The sequence below is a fragment of the Pseudarthrobacter sp. CCNWLW207 genome, from assembly GCF_037203945.1.
In the GTDB taxonomy this organism is placed as follows: Bacteria; Actinomycetota; Actinomycetes; order Actinomycetales; family Micrococcaceae; genus Arthrobacter.
In genome coordinates this window covers 318,548-340,437 of the sequence record NZ_JBBCBS010000006.1, presented here as the reverse complement: position 1 = coordinate 340,437, position 21,890 = coordinate 318,548, and the positions used below count along the sequence as shown (strand labels likewise).

Here is a 21,890-nt window from a genome sequence, read left to right as displayed (position 1 = left end):
ACCCATCATGACGAGAACGTTCCGCACTCTGACAGTCCCCCTGGATGAAAAAGCATCTCCCGGGGGGCTGCCTCAGTTTCTGGTCCGGGACGACGTCCTCTGCTGGACCCGCCGCGAAGCCGGACTGGTGGGCTTCGGCGAAATCGCCCGGTTTACCGCCACTGGTCCCGAGCGCTTCCTTGAGGCAGACATCTGGTGGCGCCACCTGGTCCTGGAAGCGGAGATCGCAGACTCCGTGGAACTGCCTGGCACGGGCCCGGTGGCTTTCGGCTCGTTCGCGTTCTCCAAAAAGTCCGCCCACGAGTCCCGGCTGATCGTGCCGGAAATCGTGGTGGGCGTCCGGGACGGCCGCTTCTGGGTCACCCAGTTAACGTTCGACGACGTCGCGCTCACCGAGGCGGGCGCCCTCGCTGCCCTGGAGCGCTGGCTCAGTAGCGGCAACCCTGGCGCCCCCCTCACCTTTACGGACAGCCCGACTCCGGCAACTCCGGCGGCCGGGGACGGCACCTCCCCTGCCGTTCCCGCCAAGGCGGGTCACGCCGTCGTCCGCCCTTTGCCGTTGGCTGCCGGTGCGACGCTGCACACGGGGTCGCTAAGTGAAGAGGACTGGATGGCCGCCGTCGCCGCGGGCGTGGAGGAGATCCGGACCGGGGCGCTGGAGAAGCTCGTGCTGGCGCGTGACATCGTGGCCACCGTCCCCACGGGCGTGAACGCCGCGAAGGTGCTGCGGGAGCTGTCGGCCCGGTACCGCGAGTGCTGGACGTACGGCGTGGACGGGCTGGTGGGCGCCACGCCGGAGATGCTGATCCAGGTGGAGGGCCGGACCGCCCAAGCACGGGTGCTGGCCGGAACGCTGGACCGCCGCGACGCGCACGGCGAGGCCGGCATCCCCATGGACTACGCCGAACGCGTGCTGGCCGGATCCGAGAAACAGAGGCACGAACACGAGATCGCCATCCAGTCGCTGACCTCACAGCTTGCGCCGTTCTCAGAGGCAATGAACGCGCACGACGAGCCGTTCATCCTCGAGCTGCCCAATGTGTGGCACCTGGCGTCGGACGTGAAGGCCGAGCTGACCGAGGTGGAAGGGCACGTGCCCACCTGCCTGGCACTGATCAACGCGCTGCACCCGACGGCCGCCGTTTGCGGTACGCCAACACTGGTGGCCGGTGCACTGATCCGCAAGCTCGAACACCTGGACCGAGGCCCGTATGCCGGGCCCGTGGGGTGGCTGGATGCGGCCGGCAACGGCGAGTGGGGCATCGCGCTGCGTGGGGCTGTCATTGAGTCGCCGACCACCGTGCGCCTGTATGCCGGCTGCGGCATAGTGGACGGTTCCCAGCCCGAAGCTGAGCTGGCAGAGACCTGGGCCAAGTTCCGCCCGATGCTGGAGTCGCTGGGCATCAGGAGCTAGGTTCCCTCCCCGCTCCCCAACTAAGTAGCAGCAGATGTCGTTTTGACGCCTCAGAACGACATCTGCTGCTACTTAGTTGGGCGGGGTGTCCGGAATCCGAGACACCTTCCCCTCGTCTAGGCTTGAAATTAGCGGTAACTTAGTTATCCAATAGTGAAACTAAGTTTCCTGTGATGCAAATCTCTTTTTCGGCGCTACACTATGAACCGATTTAGTACGGCATTCCCCCTGCAACAAAAGGTAAGAAATATGCAGCTCAAGTCCCTGGCCACGGCCAAAATGACCGCCAAGGCAGCAGCAATCTTCGCCGCCGGCGCCCTCACCCTCACGGCCTGCGGCGGCGGAGGCTCCACCCCGGCAGCCTCCGATGGCAGCATCCAGCTCGTCAACGCCGGTAAGCTCACCGTCTGCTCGGACGTCCCCTACGAGCCCTTCGAATTCCAGAAGGACGGCAAAATCGTCGGGTTTGACATGGACATCGCCGCTGAGGTGGCCAAGGACCTCAACGCCGAATTGAATGTAGTGGACAGCTCCTTCGAAGCTATCGAGACCGGCACGGCTCTCACACAGTGCGACGTCTCCATCTCCTCCATCTCCATCACGGACACCCGCAAGGCCGTCATGGACTTCTCCACCCCATACCTCGACGACGACCTGGCCCTGGTGGCCAGCGATGACTCCGGCATCAAGAGCCTGGACGACGCCAAGGGTAAGAAGGTGGGCGTGCAGCAGGCCACCACCGGCGCCGACTACGCCACCGAGAAGGGCCTCGACGCACAGCAGTTCGAGGACACCGGCCTCCTCGTCCAGGCCCTGAAGGCCGGAACCATCGACGCCGCGCTGGGCAACCAGTCCGTCCTGGGCTACGCCATCAAGGACGACCCCTCCTTCAAGGCAGTGGAGAAGTTCGCCACGGGTGAGCAGCTGGGCATCTCCATCAAGAAGGGCAACACTGCCATGGCCGAAAAGGTCAACGCGACGCTCAAGCGCCTGACCGACGACGGCACCCTCGAGAAGTTCGAGACCACCTGGTTCGGCGAAGTCGCCAAGTAGCCAGCGCTTCGGCCCCGTTCAACTGAGGCCAACGCCGCCCTGAGAACCACGCCGCCGGGGCCCCGGACACGCTGAACCGCAGTACGTCCGGGGCCTCAGCCACGCACTACGAATGTGAGCACCCCATGGCAATGACCGCACGTCAACGGGCCAGAGTTAGCCTGTATGTCCAGATTGGCATCTTCATTGTGGCCATGGCCGCACTGGTCCTCGCCACGGACTGGAAGACCATCGGCAACAGCGTCTTCAACTTCGGCAAAATCGGCCCGATGTTCCCGGACATCTTCCTGGTGGGCCTGAAAAACACCCTCATCTACACCTTCCTTGGCTTCGTCGTCGGCCTGTCCGGCGGCCTGCTGCTGGCCCTGATGAAGCTCTCCAGCTTCCCGCTGTACCGCTGGATCGCCACGGGCTACATCGAATTCTTCCGCGGCATCCCGGCCCTGCTGGTGTTCATCGCCTTCGGCTACGGTGTGCCCCTGGCCTTCGGCGTTTCCTGGAATGTGACTATCGTGGTCATGGTTTCGCTGGGTATGGTCGCCTCGGCATATATCGCTGAAACCCTGCGCGCCGGCCTGCAGGCTGTGCCCAAGGGTCAGCTGGAGGCTGCACGCTCGCTGGGCATGCCCCAGTGGCGGGCCATGGTTTCCATCGTCATCCCGCAGGCATTCAAGATCGTCCTGCCGCCGCTGACCAACGAGGTCATCCTGCTGACCAAGGATTCTTCGCTGATCTACGTCCTGGGCCTCACGGCATCGCAGTACGAGCTGACCAAGTTCGGCCGCGACGGCATCTCCAGCCTGGGTGCCGGCCTCACGCCGCTACTGGTCGCAGGTGCCTTCTACCTGGTCATCACCATCCCGCTGAGCCTCCTGGCCCGGAAGTTCGAAAGCCGCTCCGCGCGGACCAAGCGATAGGCAGGGAAGCCATGAACGACGTCGTAAATTCCTCCGCCGGCAACCCCGGCACCGTCAACGCGGCAGGTGTCTCCATCAAGGACCTGCGCAAGTCCTACGGCACCAACGAGGTGCTCAAGGGCATCAGCCTGGAAGTAAAGCCCGGTGAAGTGGTGTGCCTGATCGGCCCGTCCGGGTCCGGCAAGTCCACTCTCCTGCGGTGCGTCAACCTCCTGGAGCAGCCCAATGAGGGCGCAATCCACGTGGGCGGCTTCGAAGCCACGGACCCTGAAGTGGACATCGACAGGATGCGCCGCAAGGTGGGCATGGTGTTCCAGCAGTTCAACCTGTTCCCGCACCTGGATGCCAAGCGGAACTGCACCATCGCCCAGACCAAGGTGCTCAAGCGCTCCCAGGCCGAGGCGGACAAGGTGGCGCAGCACAACCTGGAGCGCGTTGGGCTGGGGCACCTGTCCGACCGTTTCCCGGACCAGCTTTCCGGCGGCCAGCAGCAGCGCGTGGCCATTGCCAGGGCGCTGAGCATGAACCCCGAGCTGATGCTCTTCGACGAGCCCACCTCTGCGCTGGACCCCGAGACCGTTGGCGATGTCCTCTCCGTTATGCGGAACCTGGCCAAGGAAGGCATGACCATGCTGGTGGTGACCCACGAGATGGGCTTCGCCCGCGAAGTGGCCGACCGCGTGGTCTTCATGGACGGCGGCGTCGTGGTGGAGGAGGGCGTGGCCGAACGGGTCATCTCCGCCCCCACCCAGGCCCGCACCAAGGAATTCCTGCGCCGCGTCCTGGATCCAACGCACATCGAGATCGAGGAGTAGGCCCGCCTGAACGTAGGACACGGAATCGGCCCGCGGACACTCATTTTCGGGTGTCCCCGGGCCGATTCTGCGTCCCGGGTCCCTTACCGCGTCCTGATGAGGACCGTGTACGTCGGGGTACGCCTGCGCGGGACAGCATGCCTTCCAGTCCTCCCCTCCACAGGTCATTCCACACCCACCGCACTACATTCCGTCCGGTTGCCCGGATCCGGTCCTCCCGCAGCTTTTCGTCCACCACAACCTGCCCGGGCGTCCGCCCTTTGAGGTACTCCGGCTTGAGGTACTTTTCGATGCCATCGAACTCCCCCACGGTCCTGCTGCCTTCCCAGTAGAAGTCAGTGAAAGCCACACGGCCAACGGAAGTCCGAACCTCATATTGCAGGATGGGTGCCTCGAAGCCAGCCATATGAATGAGCCCGCGGCTACACGATTCGCCCGCAGACCCGGAGCGGAAATCAGCAAACTCCACCGCCGACCTGACACGCCGCTCAGCTGCAGCGGAATATCGCCCGGCCATGGCTGCGAGAAGTTCAGTCTTTGTGAGCGCCGGAAGGCCCCGGGCCGGGTGCGGCCTTAACACGTAATCCAGTGGAACCGCAGCCTCGGCAAACGGGACGGTTGCCGCAATATCGAGCACCGTGGTTTGACGCGAGGTAACGGACAGACCGTCCACGATTTCGGCGTCGAGCATTCCCGGTTCAATTAGATGCCTCCGAACACCCGCGCGGGACCTGCCGCCTCCCCGGAAGAGCGTAAGGGCGTGGATGGGCTGGCCCCGCTGGATAGTGGGAATACCTCAGACTGAGGCGGCGGAATGAAGCGAGAAGGTTACCGGGAGGATGGCAGTTTCAGCTACCGCTTCGATCCGTAGCCGGTAGCGCTGCCATACGGCGAGCCCAGCCCAGGCAGACGCCTCGACGTAGACACCCTGCCGAATCCGCACCAACGAACCTGCCTTTACTGCGGCAGGCAGCGGGCGGGTACTCGCGCCGACCTCGGCCGAGTGTCGCGTCAGGATAAGACGGGGAAGACAATTCATACCCAAACGGTCGCACCACCGCGAAGGGCCGGGTAAGGCGCCGAGCCCCGTATGTGGACAACCCGCCATCGCTGCCGGATGCAGGTTCGGTCCGAAGACACTCGTTAATCCGCGTCCGTGGACCGAAACCGCGTCGCGGAAACTACCCTGCGAGGACTCCCCTGACGGCAGCGGACACAACTGCCTTGATGCGGGCGTGGAGGGCGCGGAGGCTGTGGCGGTCAGTCCGCACCTCGATGATGCTGCGGCCCTCGATCGGTGGGACGAGCGCCTCGGCGAGTGCCGCCGTCGTGCTTACCGAGCAATGCCCGACGCCGTACGCTGCGGCGAGTGCCGCGAGGTCCACTGTGTGCGGGGTGCCGAAGAGGCGTTCGACGGCGTCCCCGTACGTCCCTGCTTCGCGCACTGCACCGTGCTCCAGCAGGTCGAAGATGGCGCCGCCGGAGTCGTTAAGCACCACGATCCGGAGCGGCGGCTGGGCCTCCCCGGAACCGAGAAGGAGGCCGCCGGCGTCGTGCAGGAAGGTGACGTCGCCCAGCAGTAGGGTGGTTTGCTGCCGGCCGCCGAGGGCTATTCCGGTGGCAGTGGAGATGGTGCCGTCGATCCCGGAGAGGCCGCGGCTGGCGTACACGGTTGCGGCAGGTTCGGCTGCGGGCAGGCCTGCGAGGTCCACGTCGCGGATGCCGTTGGAGGAACCGAGCACCAGCTGACCATGCGACTGCTGCCACACGAGTGCGCCCACGGACGGCCCCGTGGCGGCGGCCTCCCCCGCCAGGACCTGGTCGAGGGCATGCTGCGCGGCCGACCCTGCCAGGAGCCAGGCATCCAGCCAGGACGAAGGCCCACGGCCAGCGAAATCGGCGAGCTCGGCCAGGCTTTCCAGCGGCAGTTCCGTGCGACGGCCGGGCTCGTACCAGGCCACCGGAACCGGCTGGTACAGCGCGGACGGCACCTCCGCCCGGGCCAACAGCGAAGCAACAGGCCGGGACAGCGTCGGCCGGCCGAAGAGCACCACGCGTTCGACCGGCTGCGAAGAATCCGGCCCGAAATGCTCCAACAACAGCCTGTACGGGCCCACGGCGTTCGGGCCAAAACGGGCGTTCGACGACGGCTCCGCCAGCAGCGGCAGGCCGTGGGCGCGCGCGAAGGCTTCTGCGACGGGACCGGCGTCGTGCCCTGCCAGCACCACGGTACGCCGTTCCTCCAGGCCACCGGGGACTGGCGGAAGGTCCATGGTGAGGGGGTCTGTGCCGATGCGGAACTTAGGCCGGGCGGTCGCCGCGGGAAGCTTCTCCCCCGGCGCGGGGACCAGCGGGTCGCGGAACGCTAGGTTGAGCTGGACAGGGCCCGGAGCGAGGTCGGAGAACGCGCCGGTAGCGGCGGAGATCGCGGTCTCGACGGCGCGCAGCGGGCTGGTGCCGGCCTCGATGTCGGCGGCGAAGCGCACGTGCTCGCCGAACAAGTCCAGTTGGATGGTGGTCTGGTTGGCGCCGGTGCCGCGCAGCTCCTCCGGGCGGTCGGCGGACAACACCACAAGCGGGACGGCGGCGTGGTTGGCCTCCATCACGGCGGGCATCAGGTTCCCGACGGCGGTACCGGACGTGGTGAGGACGGCTGCCGGGGAGCCGGTGGACAGGGCAAGGCCCAGGGCCGTGAAGCCGGCGGAACGTTCATCGATGCGTACCAGCAGTTCCACTTTCCCCGCCGCCGACGCTTCGGCCAGTGCGTACGCCATGGGAGCTGAGCGGGAACCAGGCGAGACCACCACGTACTCGACGCCGCCGTCGATCAGCGCGCTCACTGCGATCCGCGCCGCCTCAACCGAGCCCAGGGATGGCGTTTCGGACGGCGTGGAGGCGTCGTCGGATGCGGGATGGAGGGTGGAGTCGTTCGGCGAAGTCACCGGTCCAGTCTGCCACCCCACCGACGCTCTCTCACTTCCTGTCGGTTAAAACCAAACGCTCTCCCACTAGCCGCCCAGCCCGGAACGAAAAGTGAGAGAGCGTCGGCCAAAACCTGCAGGAGCGCAGCGAGGCACTTAGCCGCGGAACACCTGGACCACTGACGGACGCGGGGCCCGCGCCTGGCCGGGTGCCGGCGTCGTGCCTGCCGGGACGTAATCCGGGAAGTACGAGTTCGGGGCTTCGAAAGTGCCGTCTTCGCCCGGGTGCTGGACCGAGACGAAAACGGTGCGCTCGTCGTCGTGGATGATGGGGCCGCAGGTCTCGGCGTCGCGCGGGACCGCGAGGAACTGCTCCACCTTGCCACGCTCGGCGCCCTCGAGGGTGACCTTGAAGAGTCCGTCCGCCCGGCCGATGCCTGAGGGAGCCCCGTCGGTGGAGATCCAAAGGTTGCCCACGGAGTCGAACGCCAGGTTGTCCGGGCAGGAGATGGGCGATACCTTGTCCACCGGGAAGCCGGAGAAATAGGTGACGTCACCCTGGGCCGGATCGCCGCAGACCATCAGCAGGTTCCAGGTGAAGGCGGTGGAGGTCTGGTCGCCGATTTCGGTGATTTCCACAATGTGGCCGTCACGGTTCTGGTTGCGCGGGTTGACCTCGTTGGCGCCCTCATTCGTACCGGTGCCGCGGTTGGAGTTGTTGGTGCAGGCCACGTAGACCTTGCCCGTGTGCAGGCTCGGCTCCACGTCCTCGGCCCGGTCCATCTTGGTAGGCCCGACCTTGTCGGCGGCCAGGCGGGTGTACACCAGGACCTCTTCCACGGACATGCCCGGCACGGCGGACTTGCCATCCAGCACCAGCGGCAGCCACTCGCCCGTGCCGTCGAAGGCCCCGTCGGAGGGGACTGAGCCGGTGCCGGTGATCTCGGCGGCGGGTGAGTTTCCGGTGAACCTGGCCACGTAGAGGCTGCCGGCGGACAGCAGGGTCATGTTGTGTTTGCGGTCACCCTCGCGGTACGTGTCCTTCGACACGAACTTGTACAGATAGTCGAAGCGCTCGTCATCGCCGGAGTACGCCACCACGTGGCCGGACTTGGCGATGATGACGTTGGCGCCCTCGTGCTTGAAGCGGCCCAGCATCGAGTGCTTCTTCGGCGTGGACGTGGGGTCGAACGGATCAACTTCCACGATCCAGCCGAAGCGGTTGGCCTCGTTCTCGAAGCCAGCGTTGCGGGTGTCGAAGCGGGGATCGTCCAGTTCCCACTGGCGGGCGGTGGGCTTGGACGTGATGCCGTAGCGCTTGTCGCCGGCGGAAGTGCCGTTGCCCACGAAGTAGCCCTGGAAGTTTTCTTCGCCGGACAGGATGGTGCCCCACGGGGTGGTGCCGCCCGCGCAGTTGCCCAGGGTTCCCTTGATAAAGCGGCCTGCGGGGTCTTCCACGGTCTTGACCAGGGCGGAGCCAGCGGCCGGACCGGTCAGTTCGTAGACGGTGCTGTTGAGGTAGCGGCGGTTCAGTTCCGCTCCCTTGACGTAGGTCCACGGCTTGGTCTTGTTCTTGCGCTCCAGCTCCACCACGGACAGGCCGTGCGCGGCTGCCCCCACAGCGCGCACCTGGTCTGCCGGCATGGTGGGCGGGAACATGATGGCATCGTTGGTGTACTCGTGGTTGGAGAACAGCACCGCGCGGCGGCCCTTGCTGCCGGGAACCTCAAGGATGTCGGTGTAGTCGTTGTTGTAACCGAACTGCTTTTCCTGTGCGGCGGCGGTCTGGTTGTTCAGGTCGAATGCCGGAGCGTCGTTGAAGATCGGGTCGCCCCAGCGGATGACCGGCTGCCACGTGAAGCCTTCCGGCACGGTGACGGCGTCGACGGCGGCATCCACCGAGGGGATGGCCGTGAACTGAAGCTTGGACTTGCCGAAGCCCTCTTTGGCCGCCTTGGACAGGCCGGCGGCGGCTGCGGGCTCAGCGGACGTGACGGCAGAACCGAGGACGACGGCGAGCGCACCGGCGGCGCCGAAGCCCAGGGCGGCGCGGCGGGACATGGTCGCGGAGGCGATGTCGCGGAAGTAGCTGTTGGAACTGGTGTTGCAGACGTCGCCGGCGCAGGCGTTGTCGCACTTCAGAGCGCAGGTGACGGCGCTGCGCTTGCCCTTGGTATGGCCGAGCATCGGCAGCAGGGAGAATTTGCGGGCAGTCGTTTCAGACATGGGGGCCTTCCGGGGAAATCGATGCGGTTTTCCCACCCTGTCAGCCGGTTCCAACGCCCAGCCATCCGCCAGATGAAGCTCCGGTGAACCGCCGGTGACCTGCAGGGATACCCCCTTCGATTGCTCCGTAAGCGCCGTTGTGGGCCCTGAAAACGGCGCTTACGGAGCAATCGATGCAGCCACGAGCGCGTGGACGCGGCGGAGCCGGGCCAGCCACCAGTCCCGGCGTTCCGCGGGGGCGGCGTACCGCTCCAGCAGCCCGGCGTCAGCGGACACATCGCGGAGGCGGATGGCGCCGTCGTCGGCCACCAGCGGATCCGTCGTGACGTCAGAGGCAAACAGGGACACCGTCCCCAGCCCGCACGCATACGGAAGCTCCGGCAGGGAGGCCGCCAAGGCCAGCCCGGCGCGGATCCCCACGGAGGTATCCAGTGCGGAACTCACGACGGCGGGAAGCCCTGCCTGGGCCACGATGTCCAGCGCGCGCCGCACTCCCCCGAGCGGCGCAACCTTCACCACGATCAGATCCGCAGCGCCGGCCCGGGCCACCCGGAGGGGGTCGGATTCCTTGCGCACGCTTTCGTCGGCGGCGATCAGCACGGGGATACCGGCGGCCCGCAAAAGCGATCGAACTTCGGCGAGGCCCTCAATCGTGGGTACTGGCTGCTCGGCATACTCGAGCCCGACGGCGGCGAGCCGGGTCAGTGCCTGCACGGCGGCCGGCACGTCCCACGCGCCATTGGCGTCCACGCGGATGGCCGCCCGGGGCAGAAGGGAACGGACGGCATCGAGGCGGGCGGCGTCGTCGTCGAGCGTCTGTCCGCGCTCCGCCACCTTGACCTTGACGGCGTCCACCCGGCCGAACCGGGCCAGCAGTTCCGGGACGCGGTCCGCGGAAATGGCTGGAACCGTGGCGTTCACCGGAATCGTTGACCGAAGGGGCGCCGGGAAGCCGTCCCAGCCGGCCTCGATGGCGGCTGCGAGCCAGCGGGACGCCTCGGCGTCCCCGTATTCGGGGAACGGGCAGAACTCGCCCCACCCGGCCGGACCGCGAAGCAGCAGGGCCTCGCGCTCCATGATGCCGCGGAATTTCACCCGCATGGGCAAGCTGACTACATACGCAGACGCGAGCAGTTCGTCCAAGGAGGGAAGGGCGGCAGGCGGCATGCCTTCACTGTACCGGCGACCGGTGAGCGCCCCCGGCCGCTAGATCCACTTGTTGTGCTTGAACGTGAAGTACAGCCCCAGCCCCATCGCCAGCATCAGGCCCAGCGCGAACGGGTAGCCGAAAACCCAGTCCAGCTCCGGCATGGAGCTGAAGTTCATGCCGTAGATCGTGCCCACCAGCGTCGGCGCGAACAGGATGGCGGCCCAGGACGAGATCCGTTTGACCTGCTCGCTCTGCGCGAAGCTGGATTCGGTGAGCTTGCGCATCTCGTCGTTCTGCCGCTGGGCCACGAGGGCGGCGTTGACGGCCAGCGCGTTCTGCAGCAGGGCCCGGAAGGACGCCACCCGCTCGTTGAGCCGCAGGACGTGGTCAAGCACGTCACGGAAGTGGTCCTGCAGTTCGGGTCCCGGCGTCCGTTCCGGTGTCCCGGTCATCAGGACCTGCAGGATCCCCACCAGCGGGCTCGTGGCTCGCTGGAACGTGATGACCTGCCGGGATAGTTCGTAGATCCGGCGGGAGACGTCCGGGTCGGCGCCAAAGAGGTCGTCCTCGATCTCGTCGACGTCGTTTTCCAGGCCCGCGGCCACAGGCTCGTATTCGTCAACTACCTGGTCAAGGATGCCGTAGAGGACCGCGTCCGGGCCGAGGGCGAGGAACTCCGGCATGGCCTCCATCCGCCGTCGGACCCTGGCCAGGTCCGGGGATTCGGCGTGCCGGACCGTGATGACATAGTCGGCGCCCACGAAGACGTGGATCTCGCCGAAGTCCACCTTCTCCACGTCGTCCAGGTAGCGGGCGGGGCGCAGCACCAGGAACACGCATTCGCCATAGTGCTCCAGCTTGGCGCGCTGATGCCCGGCGAGCGCGTCCTCCACGGCCAGGGAGTTGAGGTCGAACTCCTCGGCCACGGAGCGGAGTTCGACGGCGTCCGGCCGGTACATCCCGATCCACGCCATGCCCTCCCGTTGGCGAAGGACGAAGTACGTCTCCTCCAGGCCGTAGGGGTCCGCGGTCCGAACCCCGTCCACATACACCGCGTTGTCGATGATGGTCACGGCAGGCCTCCTTTGAGCCTTGAGTCGTCCTGTTCGCGTTCCCAGCCTTCCCGTTCCCGCTCCCATTCGTCCAGGATCGCGGGCATCCTGGCGGCGAGGAAGCGATAGAAGCGGCCCATCTCCGTTACGCGGGACCGGGCAGCGGACCCTTCCGGCAGGGCCTCGGCAGTCGCGTCCGTCAGTGCCGCGAGGCTTTGGTAGATAGGGCTCTTCCGCATGGAGACGATGTACCACTCGTCGTCGTAGAGGGCGTACAGGTCGCGGCGGCTGCCGGGCTGGGAGACCCGGTGGACAAAGCCCACGGTCTGCAGGTACCTGACGGCGCCGGACACCGCTGCAGCGCTCACGCCCAGCCGCTCCCCAAGCTCGGCTGCAGTGAGGCTACCGTCCTCGGACGAGACCAAGGCCATCAGCGCCCGGGCAGGCATCTTAGGGAAGCCGGCCGCAGCGAATCCTGCCGCAGCCTTTTCCGCCGCAGCCTTTGCCTCAGCGGCCTCCTCGCTCATGCGGTCCCCGTTTCCCTCCGCCGCATGCCAATGACGGCCACGGCGGCGGCGAGGACAGCGGTGGCCAGCATCCACCACGCGCCGCTCCAGTCCGTCGTCGTACCGTTGGGAACGGGGGTGTGGGTGAACGGTGAGAGGTCCCGAAGGCTCTGGTCCAGGCCGATCATGCCGCCGAAAATGCCCATCACCACCCCGGCCCCGAGGAGCGCCCAGCCCACGGTGATGGTCGCCGCTGGCCACAGGACGAACACCACCGCAGGAACGGCAAGGTAGAGCAGGGCCGCGGGAAGCTGGGCGACGGCGGTTTCCCACACGGCCCGCGCTTCCACGGAGGTGTCACCGGCACCGGCCAGCGAGGCCCAGGTCCCGAACCCGGCGAGGAACATCACCAGCAACACCGACGCGGTGCCCAGCAACAGGTAGCTGGCCAGCCAGTGCAACCGGCTGATGGGAGCAGCGAGCAGGAGCTCCGCGGTGCCGGCCGCCTCTTCCTGGCGCAGCCGGATGACGGCCTGCAGCCCGCACGCGGCGGCCAGCACTCCCGCAATCGAGAACATTGCCGAAATCAGCAGCTGGGTCAGTGATACACCCTGGGACTGGATCATGGCACGCAGCGCCGCGGTGATGTTGCTGTTGGATAAGTCGGCAGCGGCGATCGCGCTGCCCAGTGATCCTGCCAAAATTCCCATGGCCAGCCCGCCGATGCCCCAGCCGATGATCGAACCCGCCTGCAGCCGCAGGGCCAGCGCGGTAGGGCTGTTCAGCGAAGGACGTGCGGCCATCCGCCCGGGACGTGCCCCCCAGACGCTCGCGCCACTGTCCCGCCGTCTCAGGAGCAGCCAGGCAACGGCTCCACAGACGGCGGCGAGGGCCAGCGGCAGGAGCAGCGGCCACCATCGGTCACCCGTGAAGGCGAACGTTTGCTGTCCCCACCCGATCGGGGAGAACCAGCTGGCAGTTCCCGCGGTCATCACCGTCCCGTCGGCGCTCGGCGTGCCTGTGGCGTCCCCGATGCCCCGCAGGATGTACGCCAGAACAACCAGAGCCGAGGCGAATCCGTTAGCTCCGCGGGAGGTACCCATCAGCTGGGCCACAAGCAGGCCCACGCCCAGGAACGCCAATCCGACCGCGCCCACGGCGGCGCCCGCCACCATGGCACCGACGGGATCCAGCCCGGCAGCCATGTAGCCGGTGAACACCGACAGCATCACCAGGACGTTGGCTGACGTACCGTGCAGGATCGTGGCGACGGCGGGTGTGAGGCGGCCGGCCGGGGTGGCGGCGACCAGTTCGGCGCTGCCGCTTTCCTCGTCAGCCCGGGTGTGGCGAACTGCAAGGAAAGTACTCATCAGGCCGGCCAGCAGGGCAAGGAAGGCGTAGATCTGGAAGAACGTGAAAGCGCCCAGGCTGGCCCCGCGCGCCAGGCCGCGAAGCATCAGGATGGCAGGAGTGGCAATGGCCAGCTGCAGGATTTCGGCGCGGCTGGACTCATCACCGAAAGTCTCCTGGATGGCTGTGGCCGAGAACAGCGCGAGGGCGCCGATGCCCAGCACCCAGATGACCAGCTGCCAGCGGTCCCGCCGCAGGCGCTGGCCCCAGAGGATCCTCAGCTCGCGCACCCTAATCACGGCCCCTCGCGCCCAGCAGGTGCCGCCGACGGGCATGCCTGGTATGCCCGTTTTCTCTTCCCGCCCCGATGACCTGCACCGACGTGTCACCGTAATGCCGCAGGAACAGCTCCTCCAAGGAAGGCGGCGTGATCGTCAGTCCCTTGACGCCCAAGGCGCCGAGCGCCGGAAGCACCTCAGCAATCCGGTCCGAGTCGGCACCAAACCTGACCCTGCCGCCGTCGGCCGTCAGGTCATGCACGGCGCCCAGCTCCACCAAGGTGCGGGTATTCACGCCATCAGCGGCGAACGAGACATCGGAACGGGTGAGGTGTCGCAGCGAGTCCAGCGTCCCGCCGTCCACCACCCGGCCCGCGCGAATGATGCTCACGCGGTGGCACAGTACCTCCACCTCGGAGAGGATGTGGCTGGAGAGGAGCACAGTGGCACCGCGTTCGACGGCGGCGAGGACCTCGCGGCGGAACACCGCCTCCATGAGCGGGTCAAGGCCGCTCGTGGGCTCGTCGAGGAGGTACAGCTCGGCGTCCGTGGCCAGGGCGGCGATCAGCGCCACCTTCTGCCTGTTGCCCTTGGAATAGGCGCGGCCCTTCTTGCCTGGGTCGAAGTCGAAGGCCTCGCAGAGATCCGCTTTGCGCTGCCGGTAGGCCGTGCCCCTGGAGGCGCCGCCTGAAGTGCCGCCGCGCAGCCGCGAGAGAAGATCGATGGTCTCGCCGCCGGACAGGTTGGGCCAGAGCCGCACATCGCCGGGGACGTAGGCCAGGCGGCGGTGCAGTTCCACGGACTGCGTCCAGGGGTCCAGGCCCAGGACGCTGGCTGTTCCGGACGTGGCCTTGGCCAGGCCCAGCAGGATACGCAGGGTAGTGGACTTGCCGGCGCCGTTGGGTCCGAGGAATCCGTGGATCTCGCCCCGCTGGACCTCAAGGTTGAGTCCGTCAAGGGCCCGGACCCTGCCGAAGTGCTTATGCAAATCAACGGTCTGGATGATGGTTTCCATACTTCGAACATTACTCAGATTCACAATTTTGTGAATGCTGCAAATACCTCCAGATCCTTCCAACGCATATCCATATGGGTATACAATTTCGGTATGGCACGGGCAGCAACAACGGCAGATGCATTCAACGCGGTGGCTGAGCCCCGCCGTCGGGAGATCCTGGACGCCCTCGCCCAGGGCGAGCGTCCCGTTAACGAACTTGTGGACCTGCTTGGCCTGGCCCAGCCGCACGTATCACGGCACCTGCGCGTCCTGCGCGAGGTAGGGGCCGTGGACGTGCGCGACGAAGGCCGGCAACGGGTCTACCGGCTCAATCCGCAGGCCCTGAAGCCCATCCACGACTGGGTTGCCAGCTACCAGCACCTCTGGGAAGAGCGGTTCGATCTCCTGGAGGACGTGCTGGAGGATCTCAAAGACGAAGAAAACTAGGCAAAGGAGCAGGGCAATGGCACAGGCAAGCAGCGGGACCATGGACGTCACCTTCCCCAGCGATGAGGAAATCCTCATCACCCGCACGCTCAACGCACCCCGGGATCTGGTCTACAGGGCCTGGACCACCCCCGAACTTGTCAGGAAGTGGTGGCCTGGCCGGCGGGGCGAGATGACGGTGATGGAAATGGACTTCCGGGTTGGCGGCGCCTGGCGTTACGTCATGGTGGCGCACGGCGAATTCGAGGTGGCCTTCCACGGGACGTACCGGGAGATAGTGCCGAACGAACGGATCGTGAACACGGAGATCATGGAGATGCCTGGCACCGCACGGGACAGCGAAGACGGAGCCGTGGTGAACACGGTCACCTTCGAAGAGGCCGACGGCGGCGCCACCACGGTCAGGATCCGCACCGACGCGGGCAGCAAGGAAGTCCGGGACATGATTGCGCAGTCCGGCATGGAAGGCGGGGTGCGCGAGCAATTCGAGATCATCGAGGAGCTGGCGGCGTCCCTCACCTGACGCCCTCCGCACCCCAACTAAGTAGCAGCAGATGTCGTTATGGGGTCCCATAACGACATCTGCTGCTACCCAGTTGGGCGGTCCGGGCATCCCTCACACGCGTTAGGTAGACTGCGAGAAACACAGCAGTCCGAAGGGTCCCCTCCATGAATCGCAAAGCCACAGCCTTGGATGTCGCCAAACTCGCTGGGGTGTCCCGCAGCGCTGTGTCGCTGGTACTCAACGGCCGCGGCGACGGGAACGTGGCGAAGGAGAGCCAGGACCGGATCCGCGAAGCTGCCGCCGCCCTGAACTACACGCCCAACACCATCGCCGTGAGCCTCCGGAACCGCCGGTCGCGCATCATCGGGATCGTCTCAGACCAGGTGGTCACCAGCCCCTTCGACGGCAACATCATCGCAGGCGCCGACGCCGTGGCCAGAACCCAGGGTTTTGTCACCGTGGTGATGGACACGGAGCTGGACGAGGCCCGCGACGAGGGGGCCGTCGCCACGCTGCTGGACCGCCAGGTGGACGGGCTGATGTATGTCACGGTGGGCTTGCGCCCCCTGCACGTCCCGCCCAACATGCTGAGCGTGCCGTCGGTGCTGGCAAACTGCTTCGATGACCGCCCGGACGCCGGTGTTCCCGCCGTCATTCCCGACGAGGTCCGCGGCGGCCGGGAGGCGGCCAAGCACCTGCTGGAGTTGGGCCACAGGGACATCGCGTTCCTGGCGGGCGACAACCTCACGCCCGCTGCCCCACGCCGTATCCAAGGCCACCGCGGCGCGTTTGAGGCCGCCGGCCTGCCGGTTCCTCCGGGCCGGATCCTCCAGGTGGGCTGGGACATCGACGCCGGTTTCCACGGGGCCATGAAACTCCTGGACGGCGTGGCCGCTGCGGACCGCCCCACCGCGATCGTCTGCGCCAACGACCGGCTGGCCATCGGCGTGGTACTCGCTGCCAACCGGCTGGGCCTTTCCATCCCGCAGGATCTCTCAGTCATGGGCTACGACGACGAATTCCGCATTGCCTCAACCATGGTCCCGGCCCTCACCACCATGGCCCTGCCGCTGCGTGAGATGGGGGAGGCCGCGATGACCGGACTGCTCCAGGAGCTGGCAGCGGAGCCCCAGCCCAACGATGGCACCCCAGACGAGGACGTGAAGCCTGCCTGGCGCCAACCGATCGAGACCCTGGTACCGGGCCGGCTGGTGGTCCGCGAATCCACGGGACCGGTCCCCGCCGGCCGGGGCTGACGCCGACCGGCAGGGACCACCAACGGCCCCTACTTTGGCTGTTCCAGCTGCCACACAGTGGCGGCAGCACCCGCCGGCAACTGCAGGACCCACCGTTCGCCGGGCGCCGGGTACGCCCGCAGCGTGGTGGCCACGGCACCGGTCCGGTAAACCTCCACCAGCGACGCGTCCACAAACACCCGGAGCTCCTCCCCTGCGGCCAGCTCACCGCTGAACACCACCTGGCGGGAGGCATCCGTGCCGTCCCCGGCCACCAGGGAAAGTTCGACGACGGCGTCCGCAGCGAGCGCGGCCGGCCCGCCGGGGTGGGCGGCCACCACAGCCTCGGCAAACGGCGGCAGCACAACACTCCCGTCCGCCTGGACAGCCACCTGGGAGCCCCGGTAGGCATCCACTTCCGGTGCCGGTGCCACGGCCAGCTCTCCGTCCACGACCGACAGCAGCCGCGGGTGGGTCAGCACGCCTGCCCAGCCTGCAGCGTCGATCTCGTCTTGGCTCCGGCCGCGCCGGCCATCCCGACCCGGCCCTTCGTTGGCCCAGCCCCACAGCATCGCCTTCGGTTCGGCAGCAGCACCGGCAGCAGGGCCATCCTGCAACTGCAGGATCTGGGGCGCGTAGAAGTCCCGGCCCAGGTCCGACTTCCCGCCGGTCTGCGGGGAAAACACGGGCAGCCCGGTGGCGGGGTCCTCGGCCAGCGAACCGATCAAGTGGCCCACCCCGTTGGCGTGCTCGTGCTGGTCACCGGCCAGCCACAGCGAGAACATCATCACCCACGCATCCTGGGAAGAATCGTCTCCCCGGGAACTGGCCGGCACGTGCACCAGCTGCGGGCATTCCCAGATCTCGGCCGGAGTGTGGGCAGCAGCGACCGGGTTTTCGGAGGTCAGCCAGATGCCCTGGTATTTCCAGTCGGACAGATCCTCCACCGTGTACAGCAGCAGGGCCGCGTGGCCGGAAGCGAGGCCGGCACCCTGCATGGCGTAGCGCTTGCCGTTGAAGCGGAAGATGAACGGGTCCCGGACTGCCGTCACCTGCGGGTCGGCCGGCATGGACGCGGCGACGTGCCCGTCCTGTGTCCAGTGCACCAGGTCCGCGGAACCACGGGAGATGACCACCTGGGAGTGGCCACCGTCGCCACGCACGCCCGAGTACGCAGCGGTGGGGACACCGCCGTCGTCCGTAACCACACCCGTCCAGCAGCCGTACTCGTCCGGCCCGCCGTCCTGCGGCCTCAAAGCAACCGGGTGTTCGACCCAGCGCACCAGGTCGGCGGAGCTGACGTGGCCCCACGCGATCCGGTGGTGCCGGGCGGACTCGGGGTTGTACTGGAAAAAGACGTGGTACCGGCCGTTGATGTGGCTGACGCCGTTTGGGTCGTTGATCCAGCCTTGGGCGGGGCGGGGGTGGAATTGCGGGAACGCTGGGTCCGGGTGGGCCGCGGCCAGGCTGGCGAAGTTGGTGGCGGCAAGGTCCGGGGATGACATGGAAGTTAGCCTTTCAGAAGGTGGAGAAGTTACTTGCCGCTGCCGGCGGTGAGACCGTCCTGCAGCGCGCGCTGGCCGAAGATGAAGACCACCAGGGCCGGAATCATGGAAAGGACCACGCCTGCCAGGACCACCGAGATGCTGCCCGTGCCCAGGTTTCCCTGGAGTGAGACGAGGCCCAGCGGAAGGGTGAAGTTCCGCTCCGAGATGGTCATGATGAGGGGGCGGAAGAACTCGTTCCAGTGGAAGTTGAAGGCCAGGATGCCCACAATTGCCATGCCCGGGACGGCCAGGGGCGCGTAGACGGAGCGGAAGGTGCGCCACGGTGTGGCGCCGTCGATCGCCGCAGCTTCCGCGAGGTCGGTGGGCAGCCCCAGGAAGTACTGGCGCATCAGGAAGGTGCCGAACGCCGTCGGAATGGCGGGCAGGATCAGGGCCAGGAGGGTGTCCGAGAGGCCCATGCCGCGGATCAGCATAAACACCGGCACGATGGTCACCTGGACCGGCACCATCATGGTGGCCAGCACGATCGAGAACAGAGCCCCCCGGCCGCGGAACTTGAGGTTGGCGAAGGCATAGCCGGCCATCGCGGCGGTAACCATCTGGCCGACCGCGATGAGTCCGGTGACCAGGGCACTGTTCAGCACCAGGATATAGATGTCCAACTGCTGGAAGACCTGCGCGTAGGACGTGAAGTCCGGGTTCAGGGGGAAGAACGACGGCGGCAGCTTGAACGATTCCGACGGCGTCCGAAGCGACGTGGACAGGGTCCACAGAACCGGGCCCAAGGTCAGGGCTGCCGCGAAGGTCAGCAGGACAACCCGGGCGGCCAGGTTCCAGTTCGGCTTGCGGCGTGGCCGGGTGGGATTACCGGGGGCCGTGCGGGCCGATACCCGCGCTGTAGTGGTAGACATGGCTGGCCTTACTGGTAGAAGACGAATCGTTTGCTGAGCCGGAACTGCGCGGCTGTGATGGCCATGATGATCAGGGTGAGGATCACGCCGATGGCCGAGGCCTGGCCGAATTCCAGGCGCTGGAACGCGGACTCGAAGATCACCATCACGGCGGTGCGGGTGGAATCTCCGGGGCCGCCGCGGGTCAGCACGTACGGCTGGTCGAACACCTGGAGCGCGCTGATCATGGCCATGACCGAGGCCAGCAGGGTGGTGGGGCTCAGCAGCGGCAGGGTGACGTAGACGTGCTTGCGCCACCCGGTGGCGCCATCCAGGGACGCCGCCTCGTAGGTTTCGGCGGGAATGGAGGCCAGCCCGCCGATGAACAGCAGGAACGAGAACCCGAAGTTCTGCCACACATAGACCAGGATGACGACGGCGGCGGACCCGCCGGGGGTGGTCAGCCACGGCACCGCGGGGATGCCTGCGAGGGACAGGAACCAGTTGACCACGCCGAACTGCTCGTTGAAGAGGTACCGCATGAAGATGGATACCGAGGCGGCGGAGAGGATCAGCGGGAAGAAGAACGCCGAGCGGAAGACGGTCCGCAGCCACGACGGCATCTTCTCCTGCACCATGACCGCGAGCGCCAGGGCCAGGCCCAGTTGGAGGGCCACGGCCACCACCACAAAGGCGATCGTGTTCAGGAAGGACACCCGGACCGTGGGGTCCTGGACCACTTCGGCGAAGTTGTCGAAGCCCACGAACGTCGGGGCGGAAATGATGTCCCAGCGGAAGAACGCCAGGACCACCGACGCAATGATGGGCACCAGGGTGAACAGGCCCATGCCCACGATGGTGGGGGCAAGGAAGATCCAGGCCAGCCAGCGTTGGCTGTGCCGTCCGGATGCAGCGGCCGCCGCCCCGGGGGAAGCCGGGCTGGCGGCCTGCTTTGGCCGCTCCCGGCGAGGGATGGTGGTGCTCATGACTGCCTCCTCAGGGCAATTTCAAGATCGCGCTGCATGGACTCGAGGGCCTGTTTGAGCTGGCGTTCGTCCCCGCTGACGGCCAGCGAGACGTTCTTCATCAGGGCCGTTTCGACGGCGGCCTGCTGGGGCGGTGCCGGAATGGGCCCGGTAGTGGGGAACTTGTCCAGCGTGTCGTAGAAGACCTTCCAGTGGGCCGGGCCCTTGCCCGCGTACAGGGCTTCGTCGACCATGGAACGGCGGGCCGGCGTGGTCGCGGGATTGGGAAAGATCAGCTCCATGGCCTCGCGGGAGGCACTGAACTTGATCCATTCCCAGGCGGCGTCCTTGTCCTTGGCCGTCTTCATGATGGCGTATCCGGCCGTGCCGAACTGGTGCCGCTGGGTCCGCCATTTGGGGAAGAAGGCCACGTCGAAGTCGTTCTCCTTCATGCCTGCCTCGTGCAGGCCCTGGACCCAGTAGCCCCCGGCCGGGGTGGTGCCGATCCGGTTGGATGCGAACAATCCCACCAGGGAACCGCCGCCGCCCTCCTCCGGGCGGACGCCCAGCCCGTCCTTGACCAGGCCCCGCAGGTAGTCGAATGTCTCGAACACGCGTGGGTCATCGGCGTTGGGCTCGAGCCACTGGTAGCCGCCGGAGCGCAGGCTGCGGGAGGGATCGTTGGCGTAGAAGCTGTCCCAAAGCCAGTCACCCCCGGCGGACCGGGTTTCCTTCAGGAAGCTGGTGTCGTTGGCGTAGAGCCAGGGCACCACGCCGCCGAAGAGCCTGTTGGTCCAGTAATAAGGGGTGAAATCTGACGGCCGGGCTTTACGCATGGCGGCGAGTCCGTTGCGGAAGTCCACGTTGGTCCAGTCATCCGCCGGGCGTTGCAGCCCCGCCTGGGCGAAGGCGGCGGTGTTGTAGTACATGTTGGCGGCGTTCCAGTCCATGGGGAGCTGGAACAGGCTGCCCTTGTACATGAAGGCCTCCACGAGGCTCGGGTGGACGTCGGCGAAGAACTCTGTCATGTCCGCGGCGTCGCGGCGCAGGTATTCGTCCAGTGGATGGGCCAGCTTGTCGGCGAAGAGCTGCGCGCCTTCGGTGGCGACGTAGACAACGTCCGGCGGTGTGCCGGCGGCCACCATGGTGAGGATCTTGGTAAAGAAGTCTTTCCAGTCCACGGCCTGGATGGCCTGGACTTTGACCCGGATATCCGGGTGGAGGCGGGTGAACGCGTCGATGGCCCGCTGGCGGGCGGCGGCATCGGCGGCGGTTCCCAAGATGGCAATGCTGAGGCTGTTGTCCCCTCGCCCGGGAATGTCGGTTCCGGAAAGCCGTGGCCACGACGCCACGGTTGCTCCCACAATTCCTACTCCCAGGGCGCCAAGGGCGGTCCGGCGTGAGATTTCACGCAGGCCAGTGGTGGCACCGGTCATAACAAATTCCTTCCTAACACGTGTTAGGTAGCTTAGATCCTTGACCTAACACGTGTCAAGCATCACGTTAAGTGACGTTCCCATGCCCGCCTCCGAGGGACCCCGCCACCCCCACCCAACTAGGTAGCAGCAGATGCTGTTTTGAGCCTCCAAAACAGCATCTGCTGCTACCTAGTTGGATGGAAGGCAGACTGCACTCCTATCGTTGTAACAGTTGTTACACTC

General features: G+C 66.6%; 19 protein-coding genes. 7 read left to right on the top strand and 12 right to left on the bottom strand.

Annotated features, from left to right (window positions below; all coding sequences use genetic code 11):
• Positions 1-7 precede the first annotated feature (7 nt).
• The 4 genes from V9L17_RS13085 to V9L17_RS13070 all read left to right on the top strand — a co-directional run bounded on the left by V9L17_RS13085 (position 8) and on the right by V9L17_RS13070 (position 4,199).
• Positions 8-1,414 carry an isochorismate synthase gene (locus V9L17_RS13085; protein ID WP_337351738.1) on the top strand — a complete coding sequence of 469 codons (1,407 nt, stop codon included), beginning with the start codon at positions 8-10 and terminating at the stop codon, positions 1,412-1,414.
• 249 nt (positions 1,415-1,663) lie between these two features.
• Positions 1,664-2,467 (top strand): ABC transporter substrate-binding protein, encoded by an 804-nt coding sequence (locus V9L17_RS13080; RefSeq protein ID WP_337351737.1) that lies wholly within the window; start codon positions 1,664-1,666, stop codon positions 2,465-2,467.
• Positions 2,468-2,592: 125 nt separating this feature from the next.
• The gene (locus tag V9L17_RS13075) at positions 2,593-3,384 is read left to right on the top strand and encodes an amino acid ABC transporter permease (protein ID WP_337351736.1); all 792 of its coding nucleotides are present in this window, start codon (positions 2,593-2,595) and stop codon (positions 3,382-3,384) included.
• 11 nt (positions 3,385-3,395) lie between these two features.
• A complete protein-coding gene (locus V9L17_RS13070) occupies positions 3,396-4,199 on the top strand; it encodes an amino acid ABC transporter ATP-binding protein (protein ID WP_337346234.1) in 804 nt (267 codons plus the stop codon).
• 40 nt (positions 4,200-4,239) lie between these two features.
• Here V9L17_RS13070 and V9L17_RS13065 read toward each other — a convergent pair whose 3' ends face one another.
• The 8 genes from V9L17_RS13065 to V9L17_RS13030 form a co-directional block, all read right to left on the bottom strand.
• Positions 4,240-4,890 (bottom strand): hypothetical protein, encoded by a 651-nt coding sequence (locus V9L17_RS13065; protein ID WP_337351735.1) that lies wholly within the window; start codon positions 4,888-4,890, stop codon positions 4,240-4,242.
• 490 nt (positions 4,891-5,380) lie between these two features.
• On the bottom strand, positions 5,381-7,141 hold the full coding sequence (gene menD, locus V9L17_RS13060) for a 2-succinyl-5-enolpyruvyl-6-hydroxy-3-cyclohexene-1-carboxylic-acid synthase (RefSeq protein WP_443198035.1): 1,761 nt from the start codon (positions 7,139-7,141) through the stop codon (positions 5,381-5,383).
• 135 nt (positions 7,142-7,276) lie between these two features.
• Positions 7,277-9,346: a PhoX family protein gene (locus V9L17_RS13055; protein ID WP_337351734.1), complete on the bottom strand. Its 2,070-nt coding sequence runs from the start codon at positions 9,344-9,346 to the stop codon at positions 7,277-7,279.
• 159 nt (positions 9,347-9,505) lie between these two features.
• On the bottom strand, positions 9,506-10,513 hold the full coding sequence (locus V9L17_RS13050) for an o-succinylbenzoate synthase (RefSeq protein WP_337351733.1): 1,008 nt from the start codon (positions 10,511-10,513) through the stop codon (positions 9,506-9,508).
• 39 nt (positions 10,514-10,552) lie between these two features.
• Positions 10,553-11,569: a magnesium and cobalt transport protein CorA gene (locus V9L17_RS13045; RefSeq protein ID WP_337351732.1), complete on the bottom strand. Its 1,017-nt coding sequence runs from the start codon at positions 11,567-11,569 to the stop codon at positions 10,553-10,555.
• A complete protein-coding gene (locus tag V9L17_RS13040) occupies positions 11,566-12,075 on the bottom strand; it encodes a GbsR/MarR family transcriptional regulator (RefSeq protein WP_337351731.1) in 510 nt (169 codons plus the stop codon). Before V9L17_RS13040 ends, V9L17_RS13045 begins: the two co-directional genes overlap by 4 nt.
• A complete protein-coding gene (locus V9L17_RS13035) occupies positions 12,072-13,694 on the bottom strand; it encodes an ABC transporter permease (RefSeq protein WP_337351730.1) in 1,623 nt (540 codons plus the stop codon). Before V9L17_RS13035 ends, V9L17_RS13040 begins: the two co-directional genes overlap by 4 nt.
• A gap of 1 nt (position 13,695) precedes the next feature.
• Positions 13,696-14,697, bottom strand: coding sequence for an ABC transporter ATP-binding protein (locus V9L17_RS13030; RefSeq protein WP_337351729.1), 1,002 nt, complete (start codon positions 14,695-14,697; stop codon positions 13,696-13,698).
• A 93-nt stretch (positions 14,698-14,790) separates the two neighbouring features.
• Between V9L17_RS13030 and V9L17_RS13025 the strand changes: the two genes are divergently transcribed.
• The 3 genes from V9L17_RS13025 to V9L17_RS13015 all read left to right on the top strand — a co-directional run bounded on the left by V9L17_RS13025 (position 14,791) and on the right by V9L17_RS13015 (position 16,887).
• Positions 14,791-15,126, top strand: a complete 336-nt coding sequence (locus V9L17_RS13025; RefSeq protein ID WP_337351728.1) for an ArsR/SmtB family transcription factor — start codon at positions 14,791-14,793, stop codon at positions 15,124-15,126.
• 16 nt (positions 15,127-15,142) lie between these two features.
• Positions 15,143-15,649 carry an SRPBCC family protein gene (locus V9L17_RS13020; RefSeq protein ID WP_337351727.1) on the top strand — a complete coding sequence of 169 codons (507 nt, stop codon included), beginning with the start codon at positions 15,143-15,145 and terminating at the stop codon, positions 15,647-15,649.
• 146 nt (positions 15,650-15,795) lie between these two features.
• Positions 15,796-16,887: a LacI family DNA-binding transcriptional regulator gene (locus V9L17_RS13015; RefSeq protein ID WP_337351726.1), complete on the top strand. Its 1,092-nt coding sequence runs from the start codon at positions 15,796-15,798 to the stop codon at positions 16,885-16,887.
• Between the two features lie 29 nt (positions 16,888-16,916).
• On the opposite strand, the gene V9L17_RS13010 is transcribed toward V9L17_RS13015, so the two are convergent.
• The 4 genes from V9L17_RS13010 to V9L17_RS12995 are packed head-to-tail and all read right to left on the bottom strand — an operon-like array spanning position 16,917 to position 21,665.
• Entirely contained in the window at positions 16,917-18,371 is a 1,455-nt protein-coding gene (locus tag V9L17_RS13010) for a glycoside hydrolase family 32 protein (RefSeq protein WP_337351725.1), read from the bottom strand.
• A 29-nt stretch (positions 18,372-18,400) separates the two neighbouring features.
• Positions 18,401-19,285, bottom strand: coding sequence for a carbohydrate ABC transporter permease (locus tag V9L17_RS13005; RefSeq protein ID WP_337351724.1), 885 nt, complete (start codon positions 19,283-19,285; stop codon positions 18,401-18,403).
• A gap of 8 nt (positions 19,286-19,293) precedes the next feature.
• On the bottom strand, positions 19,294-20,250 hold the full coding sequence (locus V9L17_RS13000) for a carbohydrate ABC transporter permease (RefSeq protein ID WP_337351723.1): 957 nt from the start codon (positions 20,248-20,250) through the stop codon (positions 19,294-19,296).
• Positions 20,247-21,665, bottom strand: coding sequence for an extracellular solute-binding protein (locus V9L17_RS12995; protein ID WP_337346220.1), 1,419 nt, complete (start codon positions 21,663-21,665; stop codon positions 20,247-20,249). The genes V9L17_RS13000 and V9L17_RS12995 overlap by 4 nt, the downstream gene beginning before the upstream one ends.
• Positions 21,666-21,890: the final 225 nt, after the last annotated feature.